Below are 15,107 nucleotides of genomic sequence, written 5' to 3'. Positions count from 1 at the left end.
TTGTTTGTTTTAGCCGCCAAGACTTAAACTTAACTCACCATACCAGTAGCTTGCTAATCATTATTGGTCATGTCCCTCAGCCCGTTTACTGCCCAAGACAGCGGCAGCGCATCCGATCTGCGCGCGGGTATTTCTGTTAAACATATTCAAGGTGGAATCATGTCTCGACAGCACTCCCCAGAACCGCCTCGGCGGAACTTCCTCAAGAAAACCTTGGCGCTAATACCACTGGCCGCAGCCGGAGGCAGCGGTGTTCTAACGCTAACAACGCCACCAGCCGCAGCCGCGGGTGTCTCCCCCCACTACGTTCCCGCTTATTTCAATAACGATGAATGGCGTTTTCTGCTAGCGGCCTGCGATCGCCTGATCCCCAGTGACATCAATGGTCCTGGCGCGGTTGAAGAAGGTGTGCCGATCTTTATCGATAAGCAGATGACGACGCCTTATGGCCACGGCGGCCTGTGGTATATGCACCCGCCGTTTGTCCCTTCGGCTCCTGAATTGGGCTATCAGTCCAAACTGACGCCGCGTGATATCTATCGCCTCGGCATTCGTGGCCTCAACGCGCACTGCCAGCAGCAATACCAGAAGGTCTTTGCCGATTTGGATCCTGCCCAACAGGATCAAATCCTGACGGCGCTGGAGAAAGGTGAACTGGATTCTGAGGCACTGCCCGGCAAGGCCTTTTTCAGCCAACTGCTGCAAAACACCAAAGAGGGTTATCTGGCCGATCCGCAGCACGGCGGTAACCAGTCGATGGCCTCGTGGAAGCTGATCGGTTTCCCTGGTGCGCGGGCGGATTACACCGACTGGGTCGACCATCCCAATCAGCCCTATCCCCTTGGCCCGGTAAGTATCTCCAGCAAAAGGAATGCATAAATGAGCAGCATAAAAAAACCACCGGTAGACGTGGTGATTGTCGGCTTTGGTTGGACCGGTGCCATTATGGGCATGGAACTGACCGAAACCGGCCTGAGCGTATTGGCACTGGAGCGCGGTGAGCAACGCGATACCTACCCTGATTTTGCCTATCCACGGATTGCCGACGAACTGACCTATGGCATCCGCCTGAAGCTGGAGCAGGAGATGGCGCACGAAACCGTCACCGTGCGTCACACCCCCGCAGATTTCGCCGTACCTTATCGTCAGCTTGGCTCCTTTTTGCCCGGTAACGGCGTTGGCGGGGCTGGTGTCCACTGGAACGGTATGCACTGGCGCGCCCTGCCCGCCGATCTGAAGATGCGCACCACGGTGACGGAAAAATATGGCGACAAATGGGTGCCCGAAGGCATGCTGTTGCAGGATTACCCTGTCAGCTATACCGAGTTGGAGCCGTATTTCGATAAGTTCGAGCGGGTTTGTGGCACCGCAGGCAAGGCTGGCAATCTGCAAGGCAATATCATCAAGGGTGGCAATCCGTTTGAGGGCCCGCGCACCCGCGAATATCCCACTGCGCCCCTCAAGCAACTCTATTCCGGCTCGCTGTTCGGCAAGGCTGCCGAGTCGCTCGGCTATCACCCATTCAGCATTCCGGCGGCCAACTGCTCCGAGCCTTACACCAATCCCTACGGCGTGCAGCTCGGCCCCTGTAACTACTGCGGTTACTGTGAACGCTTCGGCTGCTTTATGTACTCCAAGGCGTCGCCACAGACCACCATTTTGCCGGTGCTGATGAAGCGGAAAAACTTTGAGTTGCGCACTCAGTCGCAGGTCATCAAGGTCAATCTGGACAGCAGTGGCAAAAAGGCCACCGGCGTCACCTATGTCAACGCTCAGGGTCAGCAGATCGAGCAACCGGCGGATCTGGTGATCCTCAGCGCCTTCCAACTGCATAACGTGCGTCTGCTGCTGCTCTCTGGCATCGGCAAGCCTTATGATCCGGTCACCGGCGAAGGGGTCGTTGGCAAGAACTATGCCTATCAGATGAACAGCGGTATCTCGCTGTTTTACGATAAAAACACCCACTTTAACCCGTTTATCGGGGCCGGTGCCGCGGGCACAGTGATCGACGATCTCAACTCGGAAAACTTCGACCATGGTTCGCTGGGCTTTATCGGCGGGGCCTATATTTCCGCGACCCGCACCGGCGGCCGCCCGATCCAGCAGATGTCATTACCGCCGGGGACACCTACCTGGGGCAGCGGCTGGAAACAGGGTATCAAAGACAATTATCTGCACGCGATGAGCATCGGCTCCGAAGGCTCCGTGATGCCCTACCGCGACTGCTATCTCGATCTCGACCCGACCTATCGCGATGCCTATGGGCTACCGCTGCTGCGCATGACCTTCGACTGGAAGGATAACGAGATCAAAATGACTCAGCACATTACCAGCAAGATGGCCAACATCGCCAAGGTGATGGAGCCGAAACAGATGGCGATTTCGGTGATGGACAGCGGTTCGCACTATGACGTGCGCCCTTATCAGTCTACCCACACCACCGGCGGAGCCATCACTGGCGATAACCCTAAAACCAGCGTGGTGAATAAATACCTGCAATGCTGGGACGTGCCTAATGTGTTTGTTACCGGCGCCTGCGCCTTCCCACAAAACCTGGCTTATAACCCCACTGGGATCGTCGGCGCACTGGCCTATTATTCGGCGGAAGCGATCCGTAATCAGTATCTGAACCATCCCGGTCCACTGGTTCAGGTCTGATGCGCAAGGAGAAAATAATGAAAGGATTAACCCCTTCGCTGCTGGCCTTGCTGGCCTTAAGCAGCGGCGCTCTGGCCGCCGATGATACCAATCTGGTTGCTCGAATAGCTCATGGCGAATATCTGGCCCGTGCCGGTGACTGCGCCGCCTGCCATACCGCGCCCGGTGGCATGGCATTTGCCGGTGGATTGAAGATGACTACGCCGGTTGGCGCCATCTACTCCACCAACATCACCCCAGACAAAACCACCGGGATCGGTGCCTATAGCCAACAGGAGTTTGCCGATGCCTTGCGCAAGGGCATTGCACGTGACGGCACCAGACTCTATCCCGCCATGCCTTATCCCTCCTTTGCCAAGATTAATGATGAGGATATGCACGATCTGTATCTCTACTTCACCCAGCGGGTAACGCCAGTGATGCAGAAAAATCAGGCTAGCGATATCCCTTGGCCATTGAGTATGCGCTGGCCGTTGGCGATGTGGGACGGCATATTCCGCGAGGATGGCGTTTATCAGCCGGACGCGGGTCAAAGTGCACAATGGAATCGTGGAGCTTATCTGGTGCAGGGATTAGGCCACTGCGGCAGTTGTCATACTCCACGCGGCATTGGCTTCCAGGAGAAGGCACTGGATCAGACAGATAACGCTTATCTGAGCGGTGGGACGCTCGAAGGTTGGCACGCCGCCACGCTGCGTGGCGATACGATCAACGGGCTGGGTAGCTGGAGCGCTGAAGATCTGACTCGTTTCCTGAAAACCGGCCACAGCGACAGGTTTGCCGCTTTTGGCTCGATGGTGGATGTGGTACAAGACAGCACTCAACACCTGAGCGACGAGGATTTGCAGGCGATCGCGACCTATCTTAAGTCGCTGCCTGCGGGAGATAAGCAACCCTCGCCACCGGCCAACCAGCCGCTAGCACTCTACACCACCGACAAAGGCAATCCAGGTGGTCAGGCTTATCTGGACAACTGCGCCGCCTGCCACCGCAGCGATGGCCAGGGGTATCGCAATACCTTCCCGCAGTTGGCCCATAATCCGGCGCTGCTGGCAGACGATCCCTCTTCGGTGATCAGTATCATCCTCAATGGCTCACGTACGCCAATGACCGCAAACGCACCTACCGGGCTAACCATGCCGGACTTCGGCTGGCGACTGAGCGACCAGCAGGTTGCCCAAATCGCTACCTTTGTTCGCACCAACTGGGGTAATCACGCCGCTCCGGTCACCGCCGATCAGGTCAAAGAAATTCGGCAGAACAGCAGCGCCAAGCCTACCCACCCCTAATCAACCCACCGGGCCTGGTTTACCAGGCCCAATCAATTCCACAGATGCAGTTGCGCAACCCGCTTAAATCACTTTAAATAAGCTATCGTATTGAGGCTTCAGGATTTCGGTCGTCTATGAGCATGGATCCCAACCAGCGTCTGCTGGATAAACTGCAACAAGATCTGACCAGCGCCGGTGCTATGCCGCTCTATCTGCGTTTTAACGAATCGGTACGCCAGGCCATTGAGCTGGGCTTATTGAGCCAGGGCGATTTTCTGCCCAGTGAACGCCATTTCACCGAACGGTTAGGCATCTCGCGCATCACGGTACGCAAGGCTTTGGCCTGCCTGGAACAGGATGGTATTATCGGCCGCTCACGGGGCTATGGCACCTTTATTCAAAATACCGTGGCGCAGCCTAAGCTGGCCTATTCATTAGCCGATGTGAAAGGCTTCTCACGTGAGGTGATGCTGCAAGGCCGCAAGCCGGACACCATGTGGCTCAGCCGTGAACAGATCACGGCGGATAGCGCACTGGCGGAGAAGCTGGCGCTGGCCGAAAAAACGCTGGTGTACAAACTCAAACGCATTCACTTTATCGATCAACGCCCCATGTCGGTGGCGGTGTCTTATGTGGTGGCAGAGGCGATAGCCAACGTCGATGACATCGGCGTTTCTCTGTATGACTACTTCCGTTTGAACAATGTGGAACTCGGCTCGCTGCGTAGCCAGGTCAGCGCCGCCATGAGCGATGACGAAACCTTGCGGGCGCTACAGCTGAAAGAGCCGATGCCGCTGCTGATCATCAAGCAAACGCTGTTCGACAGCCACAAAAAGCCGATCGAATACAGCGAAAGCTTCTGCCGCAGCGACATGTACGAGTTTATCAGCGAGGATTGAGTTCCTCGCTGGCCAGTAACTGAGCCAAGGTTGGCGCACAGTCCCCACCGGCTTGTGATACCACGTAACCGGCGATGCTATTGGCCAGCATCATGCTTTGGCGAGCGCTCAGGCCCAATGCTAACCCGGCGAGCAGGCCTGCGCTATGGCTGTCTCCAGCACCAATGCTGTCTACTACCTTGACCTGACGTGCGGCGATCCAACCGTGATCTTCCGGCCCTGCAAAGTAATAACCGCCTTCTCCCCCACAGCGCACAATCACCAGTTGCCCGGTGGTTGACCATAACCGTTGGCAGAAGTCTGTCATATCTTCCTGCAAGCCAAGATGCTGGGCTTCACGCTGGTTCAGCGTTAGGATCATCCCTGGGCGGATCAGGCTTTGCAGCAGGCTCTCCGCCATCACGTCAATGCGCGGGCCAATATCCAGCACCACCCGAACTGCTGAAGACAAGCGCAACAACCAATCCACCAGCACGTTCCCCTGTTTGGCACCCAGTTGGTAACCGGAAAGATAAACCAGCCCGCTTTGTGGCGTCGCGTTGGCCAACCATTCTGGCTGCCATTGGTTTTCTATGCCATCGATAGAGATAAAGGTGCGCTCTCCGTCCGGTTCAACCAGCGCCAGACACCAGCCGTTATCCTCACCGCCCACTTGCAGATCGGAACTCACGCCGCGCTGCGCCATCTCGCTACGTAGACGCTCGGCCCACACGCCTTCTCCCACCGGCAGCAGATTGCGGCTGGTAATACCCAACTGGCGCAGGGCCACGGCGATATTCAACGCACAACCCCCTAAATGCAGCCCCTGCATCCGGGCTGACACATCGCCACCGCGCACCGGCAAGGCATCGGCGCTGACCACCATATCCATCACCGCTGCGCCGATCACCGTCACCGGGCACTGCTGATGCCAGCCGCCCTGGGTTAGCGTTTGTAATAACTCGCGTCGTTCGTGACTCATTCACCCTCCTGCCAGCGCTGGCGGAAACGAAGAAAGGCCTGCGCATAGTGATTGATATCCAGCGGATTCACCAGTTTCAGCTCTGCCAGCATAGCTGCATCAAACGCGTCGACGCCGTTCAGGGCACCACAGATCGCCGTGGCCATTGCGCCGATGGTGTCAGTGTCGCCCCCCAGGTTGGCACACAGGATCGCACAGCGGGTGGGATCGTTTTGCGCCAGTTCGACCATCGCCAATGCGGCCGGTACGGATTCGATGGTGCTGACCCCTGCGCCGACCAGTTGATAAACCCGTTCTGAAGCCTGCTCGGTGCCGCCAGCCTGCTCCACCACCTGGAAGGCCAACTCGATACGTGCAGCTAAAGAAGCGCTGAAAGTGGTGCTCTGGCGGCGCTGGGCGTAATCGGCCACCCCTGGCAATGCCAGACGGATCTCAGCCCAACTGGCCCCTTCGACGGCTTTGGCAACCGCCCAGGCAATCACTACCGCACCGGCAACCGCTATATCGGATTTATGCGTCGGGCTGGAAGCCAGCCAGACCTGCTGACAAAACTGCTCCAATGGCGCAGAAGGCAGTACGCATCCCAGTGGGGAAACCCGCATCGCCGCACCATTGGTCACACCGTTGTTTTCCAGATCGCTAATCGGCGTACCCTTCTTCTGTTCCCCCAATGCCAGTTTGGAACTTGGGCCAAGAATGTTTTTGTTAAAGGCATCAAAACTGTCGACCCAGCGGATCACGTTGCGGGCAATCAGTTCCGGCACCACGTCACCATCGGCCTCGATCAGCGCATCGGCCAGCGCCAGTGCCATCGACGTGTCATCGGTATACTGCGCCGCTTTGAAATAACAGGCGGCCGAGTTTTCCGCCGGGCCATCAAGGAAGCGATCTATCCAGCCAAAATGGCGCTTAACCCGCTCACGCGGCCACAGCTCGGACGGCATACCGAGCGCATCGCCCAGCATTTGGCCATAGAGTGCGCCCACTACGCGTTGTTCCTGGGTTAACTGCTTCATCTGTTTCTCCTGAATTTTTAGCCTGCCGGGCAACACGCCCGGCGCAATGAATTAAGACCGTGCCACGTCAATCGGGGTGATGTTGTCGCTGCGTTCACGGAAGAACAGCAGGAACAGCAGCATGACGGCCACCACCATCGCCGCACCCACACCCCATACGGCAAACCAGTCAAACGTCATACCGTCTCGCGGCTGTTCGAGGGCGAAGGTGGTCATCGCACGGCCCCCCAGCCAGTTACCGATAAAGCTGCCCAGCCCTTGGCAAATCAGGGTGATCAACCCCTGGGCGGCGGTGCGCATATGCGGAGGCGCTTTTTTATCGACGTAGATATAGCCGGTCACGAAATAGAAATCGTAGCTGACACCGTGCAGCAGAATGCCCAGGAACAGCATGCTGTAGGCCCAGACATCGGCGGTGCCGCCGTAGATAAAGAATACATAGCGGATCGCCGCAGTAACGAAGCCCAGCATCAGCACCTTTTTGATGCCATATCGCTTCAGCAGCAGCGGCAACGCCAGCATGGCGAAGATTTCCGATACCTGCCCCAACGTCATCCAGCCGGTGGCATTCGGTAACCCAACCTGGGTCAGGTAGCCATTGGCAAACTGGTAGTAGAACGCCAACGGCATGCAGAACAGGAACGAACACAGCGCAAAGGTGGCGAATGAGCGATCCTTCAGCAACCCTAGCGCGTTCAGGCCCAGCAACGCCTTGATGTCCACCGGGCCAGAGCCTTTGGCTGGCGTGTTAGGCAGCACAAAGCTATACAAGCCGAGCGCGATCGAGGCTACACCAGTAATGATCAGCGGCAGGTTGCTATCGGAAATATTGCGTAACCCCAGCAGCGGCGGCAGCATAAAGCCCACCACCAGGCCGGAGGCAATCCAGCCCAAGGTGCCCAGCACGCGGATACGTGGAAACTCTTTTTCGGTATCGGTTATGTTGGCAAAGGCGATGCTGTTGGTCAGCGCCACGGTTGGCATATAGGTGATGGCATAAACCACCAGTAACGGGAAGAAGGTGGCAAAGGTGGTTTGCCAGGCGATGATTAACATCAGCACCCCACCGGCCAGATGTAGCCATCCCAAGACTTTTTGCGCGGCGAAGTAGCGGTCGGCAATAACGCCCACCAGCACCGGCGAGAGGATCGCCGCAATCGCCGTACTGCTGTATGACCAGGCAATTTCTCCTGGCTTAAAGCCCAACTTTTTGAGGTATTGCCACAGGGGAACAAACCACGCTCCCCAGATAAACCATTCGATAAACATCATGACAGACAGCTTCAGATGAGGATGTTTCATTATTTTTTTATCCTTGCTGGCTACCTTCCCGGCATCGGCACGGAAAGGCGGTGTAGGGTTCCTGGTATTAGCATCATCACGATACCTATATAATACCTTAATGATACCTTTAAGGGTTTGCAACGATCGCGCTCACACTTTGCGCAGGCTCCCCTTGGTTTAAGTTTTGTTTACCTTTGCCCTTGTGCTGTTTATCCTGCGTTTACCAGCTATTACCGATAATCAATGGACGACAGAATGAAACGATCAGGGAATGGTCAGTTGGTGTGCGTTGCCATAACGTGGCCACCAGCGTTGAACCTTCCAGTGTGGGTGCCTGATGTTTCCCCCACCTATCCATAGGAGTCTGTGCCATGCGAGTACTGGTTGTTGAAGATAATGGCCTGTTGCGCCACCATCTTAGTGTCCAAATGCGTGAAATGGGGCATCAGGTCGATGCCGCAGAAGATGCCAAAGAAGCCGACTACTTTCTGCAGGAGCATGCGCCAGATATCGCCATTGTCGACCTCGGGTTGCCGGGTGAAGATGGCCTGAGCCTGATCCGCCGCTGGCGTGCCAACCAGATGAAGTTGCCGATCCTGGTGCTGACCGCCCGTGAAAGCTGGCAGGACAAGGTCGCGGTGCTGGAAGCCGGTGCCGATGATTACGTCACCAAGCCCTTCCATCTGGAAGAGGTCATTGCCCGCATGCAGGCCCTGATGCGCCGTAACAGCGGCCTGGCTTCGCAGGTGATCGTGCTGCCACCGTTCCAGATCGATCTCTCACGCCGTGAGCTGAGCGTTGGCGAACAGCAAATCAAACTGACGGCGTTTGAGTATACAATTATCGAAACCCTGATCCGCAATGCGGGTAAAGTCGTCAGCAAAGACTCGTTGATGTTGCAACTCTACCCGGATGCCGAGCTGCGCGAAAGCCACACCATCGACGTGTTAATGGGACGCCTGCGCAAAAAGCTCCAGGCCGAATACCCGCAAGAGGTGATCACTACCGTGCGTGGACAAGGATATCGTTTCGATGCCAAGTGAACATCATGTTCAACAAAGATAAAAAGCCCTTCTCGCTGCGCGCCCGCTTTCTGATGGCGACCGCCGGGGTGATCCTGGCGCTGTCGCTGTCGTATGGGCTGGTGGCGGTCGTTGGTTATATCGTCAGTTTTGATAAAACCGCCTTCCGCCTGCTGCGCGGTGAGAGCAACCTGTTCTTCAGCCTGGCACAGTGGAAAGACCAGAAACTGACCATTGCCATCCCGCCCGACCTCGATCTCAACTCCCCAACGTTGGTGTTTATCTATGACGATAAGGGCAATCTGCTGTGGAGCCAGCGTTCAGTGCCGGAGCTGGAAACGCTGATCCAGAAAGAGTGGCTGCAAGAATCCGGTTTCTATGAGATCGACACCGACACCCGCGTCAGTAGCGAAGTGCTTGGCAATAACCCCAAGGCCCAGGATCAGCTGAAAGATTATGACGATACCGACCATAACGCGTTGACCCACTCGGTAGCCGTCAATACCTATGCCGCCACCGCGCGCCTGCCCGCCTTGAGCATCGTGGTGGTCGACAGCATTCCCCAAGAGCTGCAACGCTCGGACGTGGTGTGGGAATGGTTCAGCTACGTGCTGTTGGCCAATCTGTTGCTGGTGGTGCCGCTGCTGTGGCTGGCCGCCTATTGGAGTTTGCGGCCAATCAAGGCGCTGATCGCCCAGGTGGGTGAACTGGAAAACGGCGAGCGTGAACAACTGGATGAAAATCCCCCCAGTGAGCTGCGCGGCCTGGTGCGTAACCTGAACATTCTGGTCCGCAACGAGCGCCAGCGTTATACCAAGTATCGCACCACGCTTTCCGACCTGACTCACAGCCTGAAAACGCCTCTGGCGGTATTGCAGACCACCCTGCGCTCACTGCGTTCCAGCAAACAGACGACCATTGAAGAGGTCGAGCCGATCATGCTCGAACAGATTGGCCGTATCTCTCAGCAGATCGGCTATTACCTGCACCGTGCCAGCATCAACTCAGGCCAGACCTCGCTGACCCGTGAGATCCATTCGGTTTCAGCCCTGCTCGACAGCTTGAGCGTAGCGCTGAACAAGGTCTATCAGCGCAAAGGTGTGGTTATCACCCTCGATATCTCACCCGAAGTCACCTTTATGGGCGAGAAAAACGACTTTATGGAGGTGATGGGTAACGTGTTGGAGAACGCCTGTAAATATTGTCTGGAGTTTGTGGAAATCACCTCGTTGCACTCGGACAAATACCTGACGATCGTGATTGATGACGACGGCCCCGGCATCCCGGAAAGCAAGCGTGAACTGATCTTCCAGCGCGGCCAGCGCGTCGATACGCTGCGCCCCGGTCAGGGGATTGGCCTGTCGGTTGCCGCCGAAATCATCGAGCAATATGACGGGAAAATCACCCTCAGTGACAGCCCGCTTGGCGGTGCACGGATGGAGGTCACCTTCTCCCGCCAGCACGACTCCCACCATCACGAATAAATTCTGTCGCTCAGGCTCCCTGGCAGGAATGCAGAAATTAGTGAGGCGAAGAAGTAGCAGGAAATTAACCCCACGACTAACGACACCAGGCACAGTGGTGGTATCTTTGTTGACTAGTTAAAATGCAAGCATAGTTAGCGTACAGAAGCAGCCAAACAAGGAGACACCGTTATGTATGACGTCAACATCATGAAATTGGCACCAATGCGTATCATCGGCCTACCTTACAAGGGTTCCTACACAGAGATTAATCAAGCTTTTAATGAGCTATATCAACTGGTGACTACCCGTCAGCTTTTTCGCCCTGGCACGCTTGTTATTGCTATATTTTACGACGATCCTGATGTTACCCCGGTTGAAAAATTGCGTGCTTTTGCTGCAATTTCCGCCCCTGTAGATGTCCCAGCCGAATCCCCCCTCGTCGAGCGATCCACTCCGGGCGGCGATCATGCTGTTTTGGTTTTCAAAGGGCCTTATGCTGGATTGCACGCCGCATATAAATGGTTGTTCGAAGCGTGGCTGCCGGATTCCGGCCGTACAATGGGAGATGCCCCTCCCTACGAGATCTATCTCAATGACCCTTCTAACACTTCACCGTCTGAGCTGTTAACTGAAATCCGTGTGCCGCTTAATGAGATTTAGCTGTTACATTCACCAAAACGGCTATTTCCGCTGGCTGTCCCTTTTCAGAAGCCAGAACGCCGAAGCTCAGCCCTGAATTGTTGCCGATGCCACCTGGCCGTGCTGACGGTTTATTCTGTCACAGCCACAACTGCCACCAGTTGTGGTCTGACTATCAGTCGATCTACCGTTTCGTGAGTGGCAAACGTACAACTACACTCAGTATTGCGGCACTGGTGATACCGCTCTTTGGTTTTTTCACTCAGTCGCCATGGGCCTGAAGTCCAGTGTGAAATTTTTAAAAGCACTATAAACAACTTGTGATGGAGGTTTGGGAAAAGAGGTATTCGCTACTGCCTTTATAGCTGCACGACAAAGTGCAGGATCGCCATCTACAGCTTGGACATCCAAAAGCATGCCATCCGGAGCTAGCTTGATTCTCAAATCGCATTGCTTACCTGCATATGATTTGACATCGTAAAAATTGCGTTGAATAACGCCTTGAATTTGCGCGGCATACTCTTTTTCAACTCCAACCAAGGATGAATTAGGCCTGCCGCCGCTGAGAGGAGTAAAAAGATCATCAACATCATTTTCGGATGGAGTGGTTGTAACTACAGACTCTGTTTTCACGCACCCCGATAAAAACGATGTGGCAATTACTAGCAGCAGAGTCGGCAAGCCAATTGCAAATTCTCTCCGAACAATCTTCATGCTCTATTCCTTATTGGTGCCCACAGCAAAGAGTAATAAGCTAGCAAAAAAATTCATAAAATAGAAAGGTTTATTACGTTCGCAAAACATGCAGCGAAAAAGCCCTGTCATTTCTGACAGAGCCTCAATGTTATTTTAGCTCAATCTATCGCGTAACTTTGCTGAACCCTACCGCCGCTGCTCACTCTTCAATTTCACACTTTGCCACCAGCAACTCATAGAATGGTGTCCAGTTCTGCCGCCATGTTCTTTCGTTGAGATCGGGAATAAGCGCCACGGGGCCGAACTTCCGTTATAATCCCCTCAGGCTCACTCTATCCTGGAATAGAACATGGATTACCAATTAGATCTGGACTGGAACGACTTTTTGCAACGTTATTGGCAAAAGCGCCCGGTAATTATCAAGCGCGGTTTTAACAACTTTATCGATCCGATTTCCCCGGATGAGCTGGCCGGGTTAGCGATGGAAAACGAGGTGGACAGCCGCCTGGTGAGCCATCAGGATGGGCGCTGGCAGGTTGGCCACGGCCCGTTCGAGAGTTTTGACCATCTGGGTGAGAACAACTGGTCATTGCTGGTACAGGCCGTTGACCATTGGCATCAACCCTCCGCAGCCCTGATGCAGCCGTTCCGTAAACTGCCGGACTGGCGCATGGACGATCTGATGATTTCGTTCTCGGTACCGGGTGGCGGCGTTGGCCCGCATCTTGACCAATATGACGTGTTTATCATTCAGGGTACTGGCCGCCGCCGTTGGCGCGTGGGCGAAAAAGTGGCGATGAAGCAGCACTGCCCGCACCCCGACCTGTTACAGGTAGAACCGTTTGATGCCATCATTGACGAAGAGATGGAGCCTGGCGATATTCTGTATATTCCACCGGGTTTCCCGCACGAAGGCTACTCGCTGGAGAATTCGCTCAACTATTCGGTAGGTTTCCGCGCGCCAAATGGCCGCGAGATGGTGAGTGGCTATGCCGACTACGTGCTGGCCCGCGAATTAGGCAGCAAGCGTTACACCGACCCAGATATCGCACTGCGCGATCACCCGGCGATGGTGCTGCCGCATGAGGTCGATGCGCTGCGTGGGATGATCCTGGAACTGGTGCAACAGCCGGAACACTTCCAGAACTGGTTTGGCGAGTTTATTTCGCAATCGCGCCACGAGCTGGACATCGCGCCGCCAGAGCCACCTTATCAGGCTGGTGAAATCTATGAGCTGCTGCAACAGGGTGAACAATTACAACGTTTGGGTGGGTTACGCGTGCTGCGCGTTGGCGACCAATGCTTTGTGAACGGTGAGCTGATCGACACAGAGCATCTGCAAGCTGCCGACGCGCTGTGCCAACACACCAGTGTTGACGCCACCTTGCTGGGGGAAGCGGTGAACGATCCTTCCTTCCTGGCACTGCTGACGGCGCTAATCAACAGCGGTTACTGGTACTTTAACGACTAGCCAGCCCCTCACCCTAACCAAAAAGGGAGAGCAGCTGTGTTTAAAATCAATGGGCGATGATTAATCTGTCACCCATTGACTCCCGATTCTGACCTTAGCACGGGCGCAGCATGCAGCGCCCCTACGCAGTACCACATAACCTGCCGACGACGCTGAACTAGCTCCCTCTCCCTTTGGGAGAGGGTTGAGGTGAGGGCTAGCGTTTGGCTCGCTCGGCGCTCAACGTCGCAATTCGCATAATCACCGCTACCGCCTTCTCCATCCCTTCCAGCGTAATAAACTCATGCTTGCCATGGAAGTTATAGCCGCCGGTAAACAGATTCGGGCAAGGTAACCCCTTGAACGACAGCTGTGCGCCATCGGTGCCACCGCGGATCGGCTTCATCACCGGCTCAATATCGCAGTCATGCATCGCCTGCTGCGCCAGTTCGATCACGTGCGGATGCTCGGCTACCTGCTCGCGCATATTGTAGTAATTGTCTTCAATCGCTACCTCAATGTAGCAATCCCGTGGCAATCCACGGCCAACCTGTCGCGCAACCTCAATCATCTTGCGTTTGCGTGCCTCAAAGCCTTCACGCTCAAAATCCCGCAAGATGTAGTGCATCTCGGCGCGTTCAACATTCCCCTTGATGCTGTTGAGGTGGTAGAAGCCCTGATAGCCTTCGGTCTGCTCTGGGGTTTCATCGGCCGGTAGCGCCTGCTGGAAACGGGTTGCCAACGACAGCGCATTCACCATCACCCCTTTGGCACTGCCAGGGTGCACGTTATTGCCGACGATTTTCACCGTCACCGCCGCCGCATTGAAGTTTTCATACTCCAGTTCCCCCACGCCGCCGCCATCAACGGTGTAGGCCCACTCGGCATCGAATGCGGTTACGTCAAAGAAATGCGCCCCTTTGCCCACTTCTTCATCCGGCGTGAATGCCACGCGGATATTGCCGTGAGGGATCTTTTGCTGCTTCAGCCGTACCATCGCGGTCAGGATCTCGGCAATCCCGGCTTTATCATCGGCACCCAGCAGCGTTTTGCCATCGGTGGTGATCAGCGTTTGCCCCAGCATCTGGTGCAAGATGGGGAACATCACCGGCGATAACACCTCATCACCGATACCCAAGGCAATATCACCGCCGCGATAGTTTTCCACCACCTGCGGTGTCACATGCTTACCCGAAAAATCGGGAGAGGTATCAAGGTGAGAAATAAAGCCAATGGCTGGCACTTGCCAACTCACATTGCTCGGCAGCGTGCCCATCACACAGCCATGTTCGCTAAGCGATACCCGTTCAAACCCCAGCCCAATCATTTCCTGTTGCAACGCACGCGCCAGCTTCAGTTGCCCTTCGGTACTCGGCACATGTTTGACGTTCGCTTTAGCCTGTGTGTCAAATGAGACGTAGTTAAAAAAGCGATCTAGTAGTTTATCCATGGTTCCGCCCTCAGAATTTCGCGTTTCATTATGCGGAACCGATCCGGATCAAATATTGAGACAGGTCATTAATAATCAGATTTAACGCAAATCATTAAACCAAGTGATGGTTCTCAGGGGAAACTACCGGTGTTAAATTCGGCCAATTATCATGACTTGGCGGCTGTTTGGCTTTCAATTACGCGATTCAGCGTCTATCATGCGCCCTCTTTAAATTTTGATTGGCGCCGCTGGCTTTGAGCTTCAGTACCTGACGGGTCACCCCCGTAAGCTCGCGCAGTCTTTTCCAGCGGCG

At 55.2% G+C, this 15,107-nt stretch carries 15 protein-coding genes; 8 read left to right on the top strand and 7 right to left on the bottom strand.

Annotated features, from left to right (window positions below; all coding sequences use genetic code 11):
- Window positions 1-159 precede the first annotated feature (159 nt).
- The 4 genes from U869_RS0103115 to U869_RS0103100 all read left to right on the top strand — a co-directional run bounded on the left by U869_RS0103115 (window position 160) and on the right by U869_RS0103100 (window position 4,828).
- Entirely contained in the window at window positions 160-879 is a 720-nt protein-coding gene (locus tag U869_RS0103115) for a gluconate 2-dehydrogenase subunit 3 family protein (RefSeq protein ID WP_025121160.1), read from the top strand.
- On the top strand, window positions 880-2,658 hold the full coding sequence (locus U869_RS0103110; RefSeq protein WP_025121159.1) for a GMC family oxidoreductase: 1,779 nt from the start codon (window positions 880-882) through the stop codon (window positions 2,656-2,658).
- Between the two features lie 17 nt (window positions 2,659-2,675).
- The gene (locus U869_RS0103105; protein WP_025121158.1) at window positions 2,676-3,947 is read left to right on the top strand and encodes a cytochrome c; all 1,272 of its coding nucleotides are present in this window, start codon (window positions 2,676-2,678) and stop codon (window positions 3,945-3,947) included.
- Between the two features lie 116 nt (window positions 3,948-4,063).
- Window positions 4,064-4,828: a GntR family transcriptional regulator gene (locus tag U869_RS0103100; protein WP_025121157.1), complete on the top strand. Its 765-nt coding sequence runs from the start codon at window positions 4,064-4,066 to the stop codon at window positions 4,826-4,828.
- Here the strand turns inward: U869_RS0103100 and U869_RS0103095 are convergent.
- From U869_RS0103095 to U869_RS32100, 4 genes are all read right to left on the bottom strand, one after another.
- On the bottom strand, window positions 4,815-5,789 hold the full coding sequence (locus U869_RS0103095) for a PfkB family carbohydrate kinase (protein WP_025121156.1): 975 nt from the start codon (window positions 5,787-5,789) through the stop codon (window positions 4,815-4,817). The two genes, U869_RS0103100 and U869_RS0103095, sit on opposite strands and share 14 nt — an antisense overlap.
- Window positions 5,786-6,805, bottom strand: coding sequence for an ADP-ribosylglycohydrolase family protein (locus U869_RS0103090; protein WP_025121155.1), 1,020 nt, complete (start codon window positions 6,803-6,805; stop codon window positions 5,786-5,788). Before U869_RS0103090 ends, U869_RS0103095 begins: the two co-directional genes overlap by 4 nt.
- Before the next feature lie 51 nt (window positions 6,806-6,856).
- Window positions 6,857-8,107, bottom strand: coding sequence for a nucleoside permease (locus U869_RS0103085; protein ID WP_025121154.1), 1,251 nt, complete (start codon window positions 8,105-8,107; stop codon window positions 6,857-6,859).
- 202 nt (window positions 8,108-8,309) lie between these two features.
- The gene (locus U869_RS32100; protein WP_157834708.1) at window positions 8,310-8,462 is read right to left on the bottom strand and encodes a hypothetical protein; all 153 of its coding nucleotides are present in this window, start codon (window positions 8,460-8,462) and stop codon (window positions 8,310-8,312) included.
- Here U869_RS32100 and phoP point away from each other — a divergent pair.
- The 3 genes from phoP to U869_RS0103070 all read left to right on the top strand — a co-directional run bounded on the left by phoP (window position 8,461) and on the right by U869_RS0103070 (window position 11,237).
- The gene (gene phoP, locus U869_RS0103080; protein ID WP_025121153.1) at window positions 8,461-9,132 is read left to right on the top strand and encodes a two-component system response regulator PhoP; all 672 of its coding nucleotides are present in this window, start codon (window positions 8,461-8,463) and stop codon (window positions 9,130-9,132) included. The two genes, U869_RS32100 and phoP, sit on opposite strands and share 2 nt — an antisense overlap.
- A 5-nt stretch (window positions 9,133-9,137) precedes the next feature.
- On the top strand, window positions 9,138-10,595 hold the full coding sequence (gene phoQ, locus U869_RS0103075) for a two-component system sensor histidine kinase PhoQ (protein ID WP_025121152.1): 1,458 nt from the start codon (window positions 9,138-9,140) through the stop codon (window positions 10,593-10,595).
- Window positions 10,596-10,766: 171 nt separating this feature from the next.
- Window positions 10,767-11,237, top strand: a complete 471-nt coding sequence (locus U869_RS0103070; RefSeq protein WP_051588662.1) for a GyrI-like domain-containing protein — start codon at window positions 10,767-10,769, stop codon at window positions 11,235-11,237.
- Between the two features lie 110 nt (window positions 11,238-11,347).
- Here U869_RS0103070 and U869_RS30400 read toward each other — a convergent pair whose 3' ends face one another.
- Together U869_RS30400 and tolA are read right to left on the bottom strand one after the other, a co-directional pair.
- On the bottom strand, window positions 11,348-11,533 hold the full coding sequence (locus U869_RS30400) for an ogr/Delta-like zinc finger family protein (RefSeq protein WP_071998192.1): 186 nt from the start codon (window positions 11,531-11,533) through the stop codon (window positions 11,348-11,350).
- Complete coding sequence (gene tolA, locus U869_RS0103065; protein ID WP_025121151.1) at window positions 11,475-11,930, bottom strand: cell envelope integrity protein TolA; 456 nt, start codon at window positions 11,928-11,930, stop codon at window positions 11,475-11,477. The genes U869_RS30400 and tolA overlap by 59 nt, the downstream gene beginning before the upstream one ends.
- A 331-nt stretch (window positions 11,931-12,261) precedes the next feature.
- On the opposite strand from tolA, the gene U869_RS0103060 reads away from it, so the two are divergent.
- A complete protein-coding gene (locus tag U869_RS0103060; RefSeq protein WP_025121150.1) occupies window positions 12,262-13,383 on the top strand; it encodes a cupin domain-containing protein in 1,122 nt (373 codons plus the stop codon).
- 196 nt (window positions 13,384-13,579) lie between these two features.
- On the opposite strand, the gene pepT is transcribed toward U869_RS0103060, so the two are convergent.
- Window positions 13,580-14,812, bottom strand: coding sequence for a peptidase T (gene pepT / locus U869_RS0103055; RefSeq protein WP_025121149.1), 1,233 nt, complete (start codon window positions 14,810-14,812; stop codon window positions 13,580-13,582).
- Between the last annotated feature and the right edge of the window lie 295 nt (window positions 14,813-15,107).

The sequence above is a fragment of the Serratia sp. H1w genome, from assembly GCF_000633355.1.
Lineage (GTDB): Bacteria > Pseudomonadota > Gammaproteobacteria > Enterobacterales > Enterobacteriaceae > Chania.
Note: the sequence above shows the minus strand (reverse complement) of the source record. Positions and strands in the feature narration are given on the sequence as shown.

Excerpts from the sequence above, each read along its gene's own strand:
- U869_RS0103095 (WP_025121156.1), bottom strand. The coding sequence starts at position 5,789 with ATGAGTCACGAACGACGCGAGTTATTACAAACGCTAACCCAGGGCGGC.
- U869_RS0103105 (WP_025121158.1), top strand. The coding sequence starts at position 2,676 with ATGAAAGGATTAACCCCTTCGCTGCTGGCCTTGCTGGCCTTAAGCAGC.
- tolA (WP_025121151.1), bottom strand. The coding sequence starts at position 11,930 with ATGAAGATTGTTCGGAGAGAATTTGCAATTGGCTTGCCGACTCTGCTG.
- U869_RS0103070 (WP_051588662.1), top strand. The coding sequence starts at position 10,767 with ATGTATGACGTCAACATCATGAAATTGGCACCAATGCGTATCATCGGC.
- phoP (WP_025121153.1), top strand. The coding sequence starts at position 8,461 with ATGCGAGTACTGGTTGTTGAAGATAATGGCCTGTTGCGCCACCATCTT.
- U869_RS0103060 (WP_025121150.1), top strand. The coding sequence starts at position 12,262 with ATGGATTACCAATTAGATCTGGACTGGAACGACTTTTTGCAACGTTAT.
- U869_RS0103115 (WP_025121160.1), top strand. The coding sequence starts at position 160 with ATGTCTCGACAGCACTCCCCAGAACCGCCTCGGCGGAACTTCCTCAAG.
- U869_RS0103100 (WP_025121157.1), top strand. The coding sequence starts at position 4,064 with ATGAGCATGGATCCCAACCAGCGTCTGCTGGATAAACTGCAACAAGAT.
- U869_RS0103085 (WP_025121154.1), bottom strand. The coding sequence starts at position 8,107 with ATGAAACATCCTCATCTGAAGCTGTCTGTCATGATGTTTATCGAATGG.
- pepT (WP_025121149.1), bottom strand. The coding sequence starts at position 14,812 with ATGGATAAACTACTAGATCGCTTTTTTAACTACGTCTCATTTGACACA.
- phoQ (WP_025121152.1), top strand. The coding sequence starts at position 9,138 with ATGTTCAACAAAGATAAAAAGCCCTTCTCGCTGCGCGCCCGCTTTCTG.
- U869_RS0103090 (WP_025121155.1), bottom strand. The coding sequence starts at position 6,805 with ATGAAGCAGTTAACCCAGGAACAACGCGTAGTGGGCGCACTCTATGGC.
- U869_RS0103110 (WP_025121159.1), top strand. The coding sequence starts at position 880 with ATGAGCAGCATAAAAAAACCACCGGTAGACGTGGTGATTGTCGGCTTT.
- U869_RS32100 (WP_157834708.1), bottom strand. The coding sequence starts at position 8,462 with ATGGCACAGACTCCTATGGATAGGTGGGGGAAACATCAGGCACCCACA.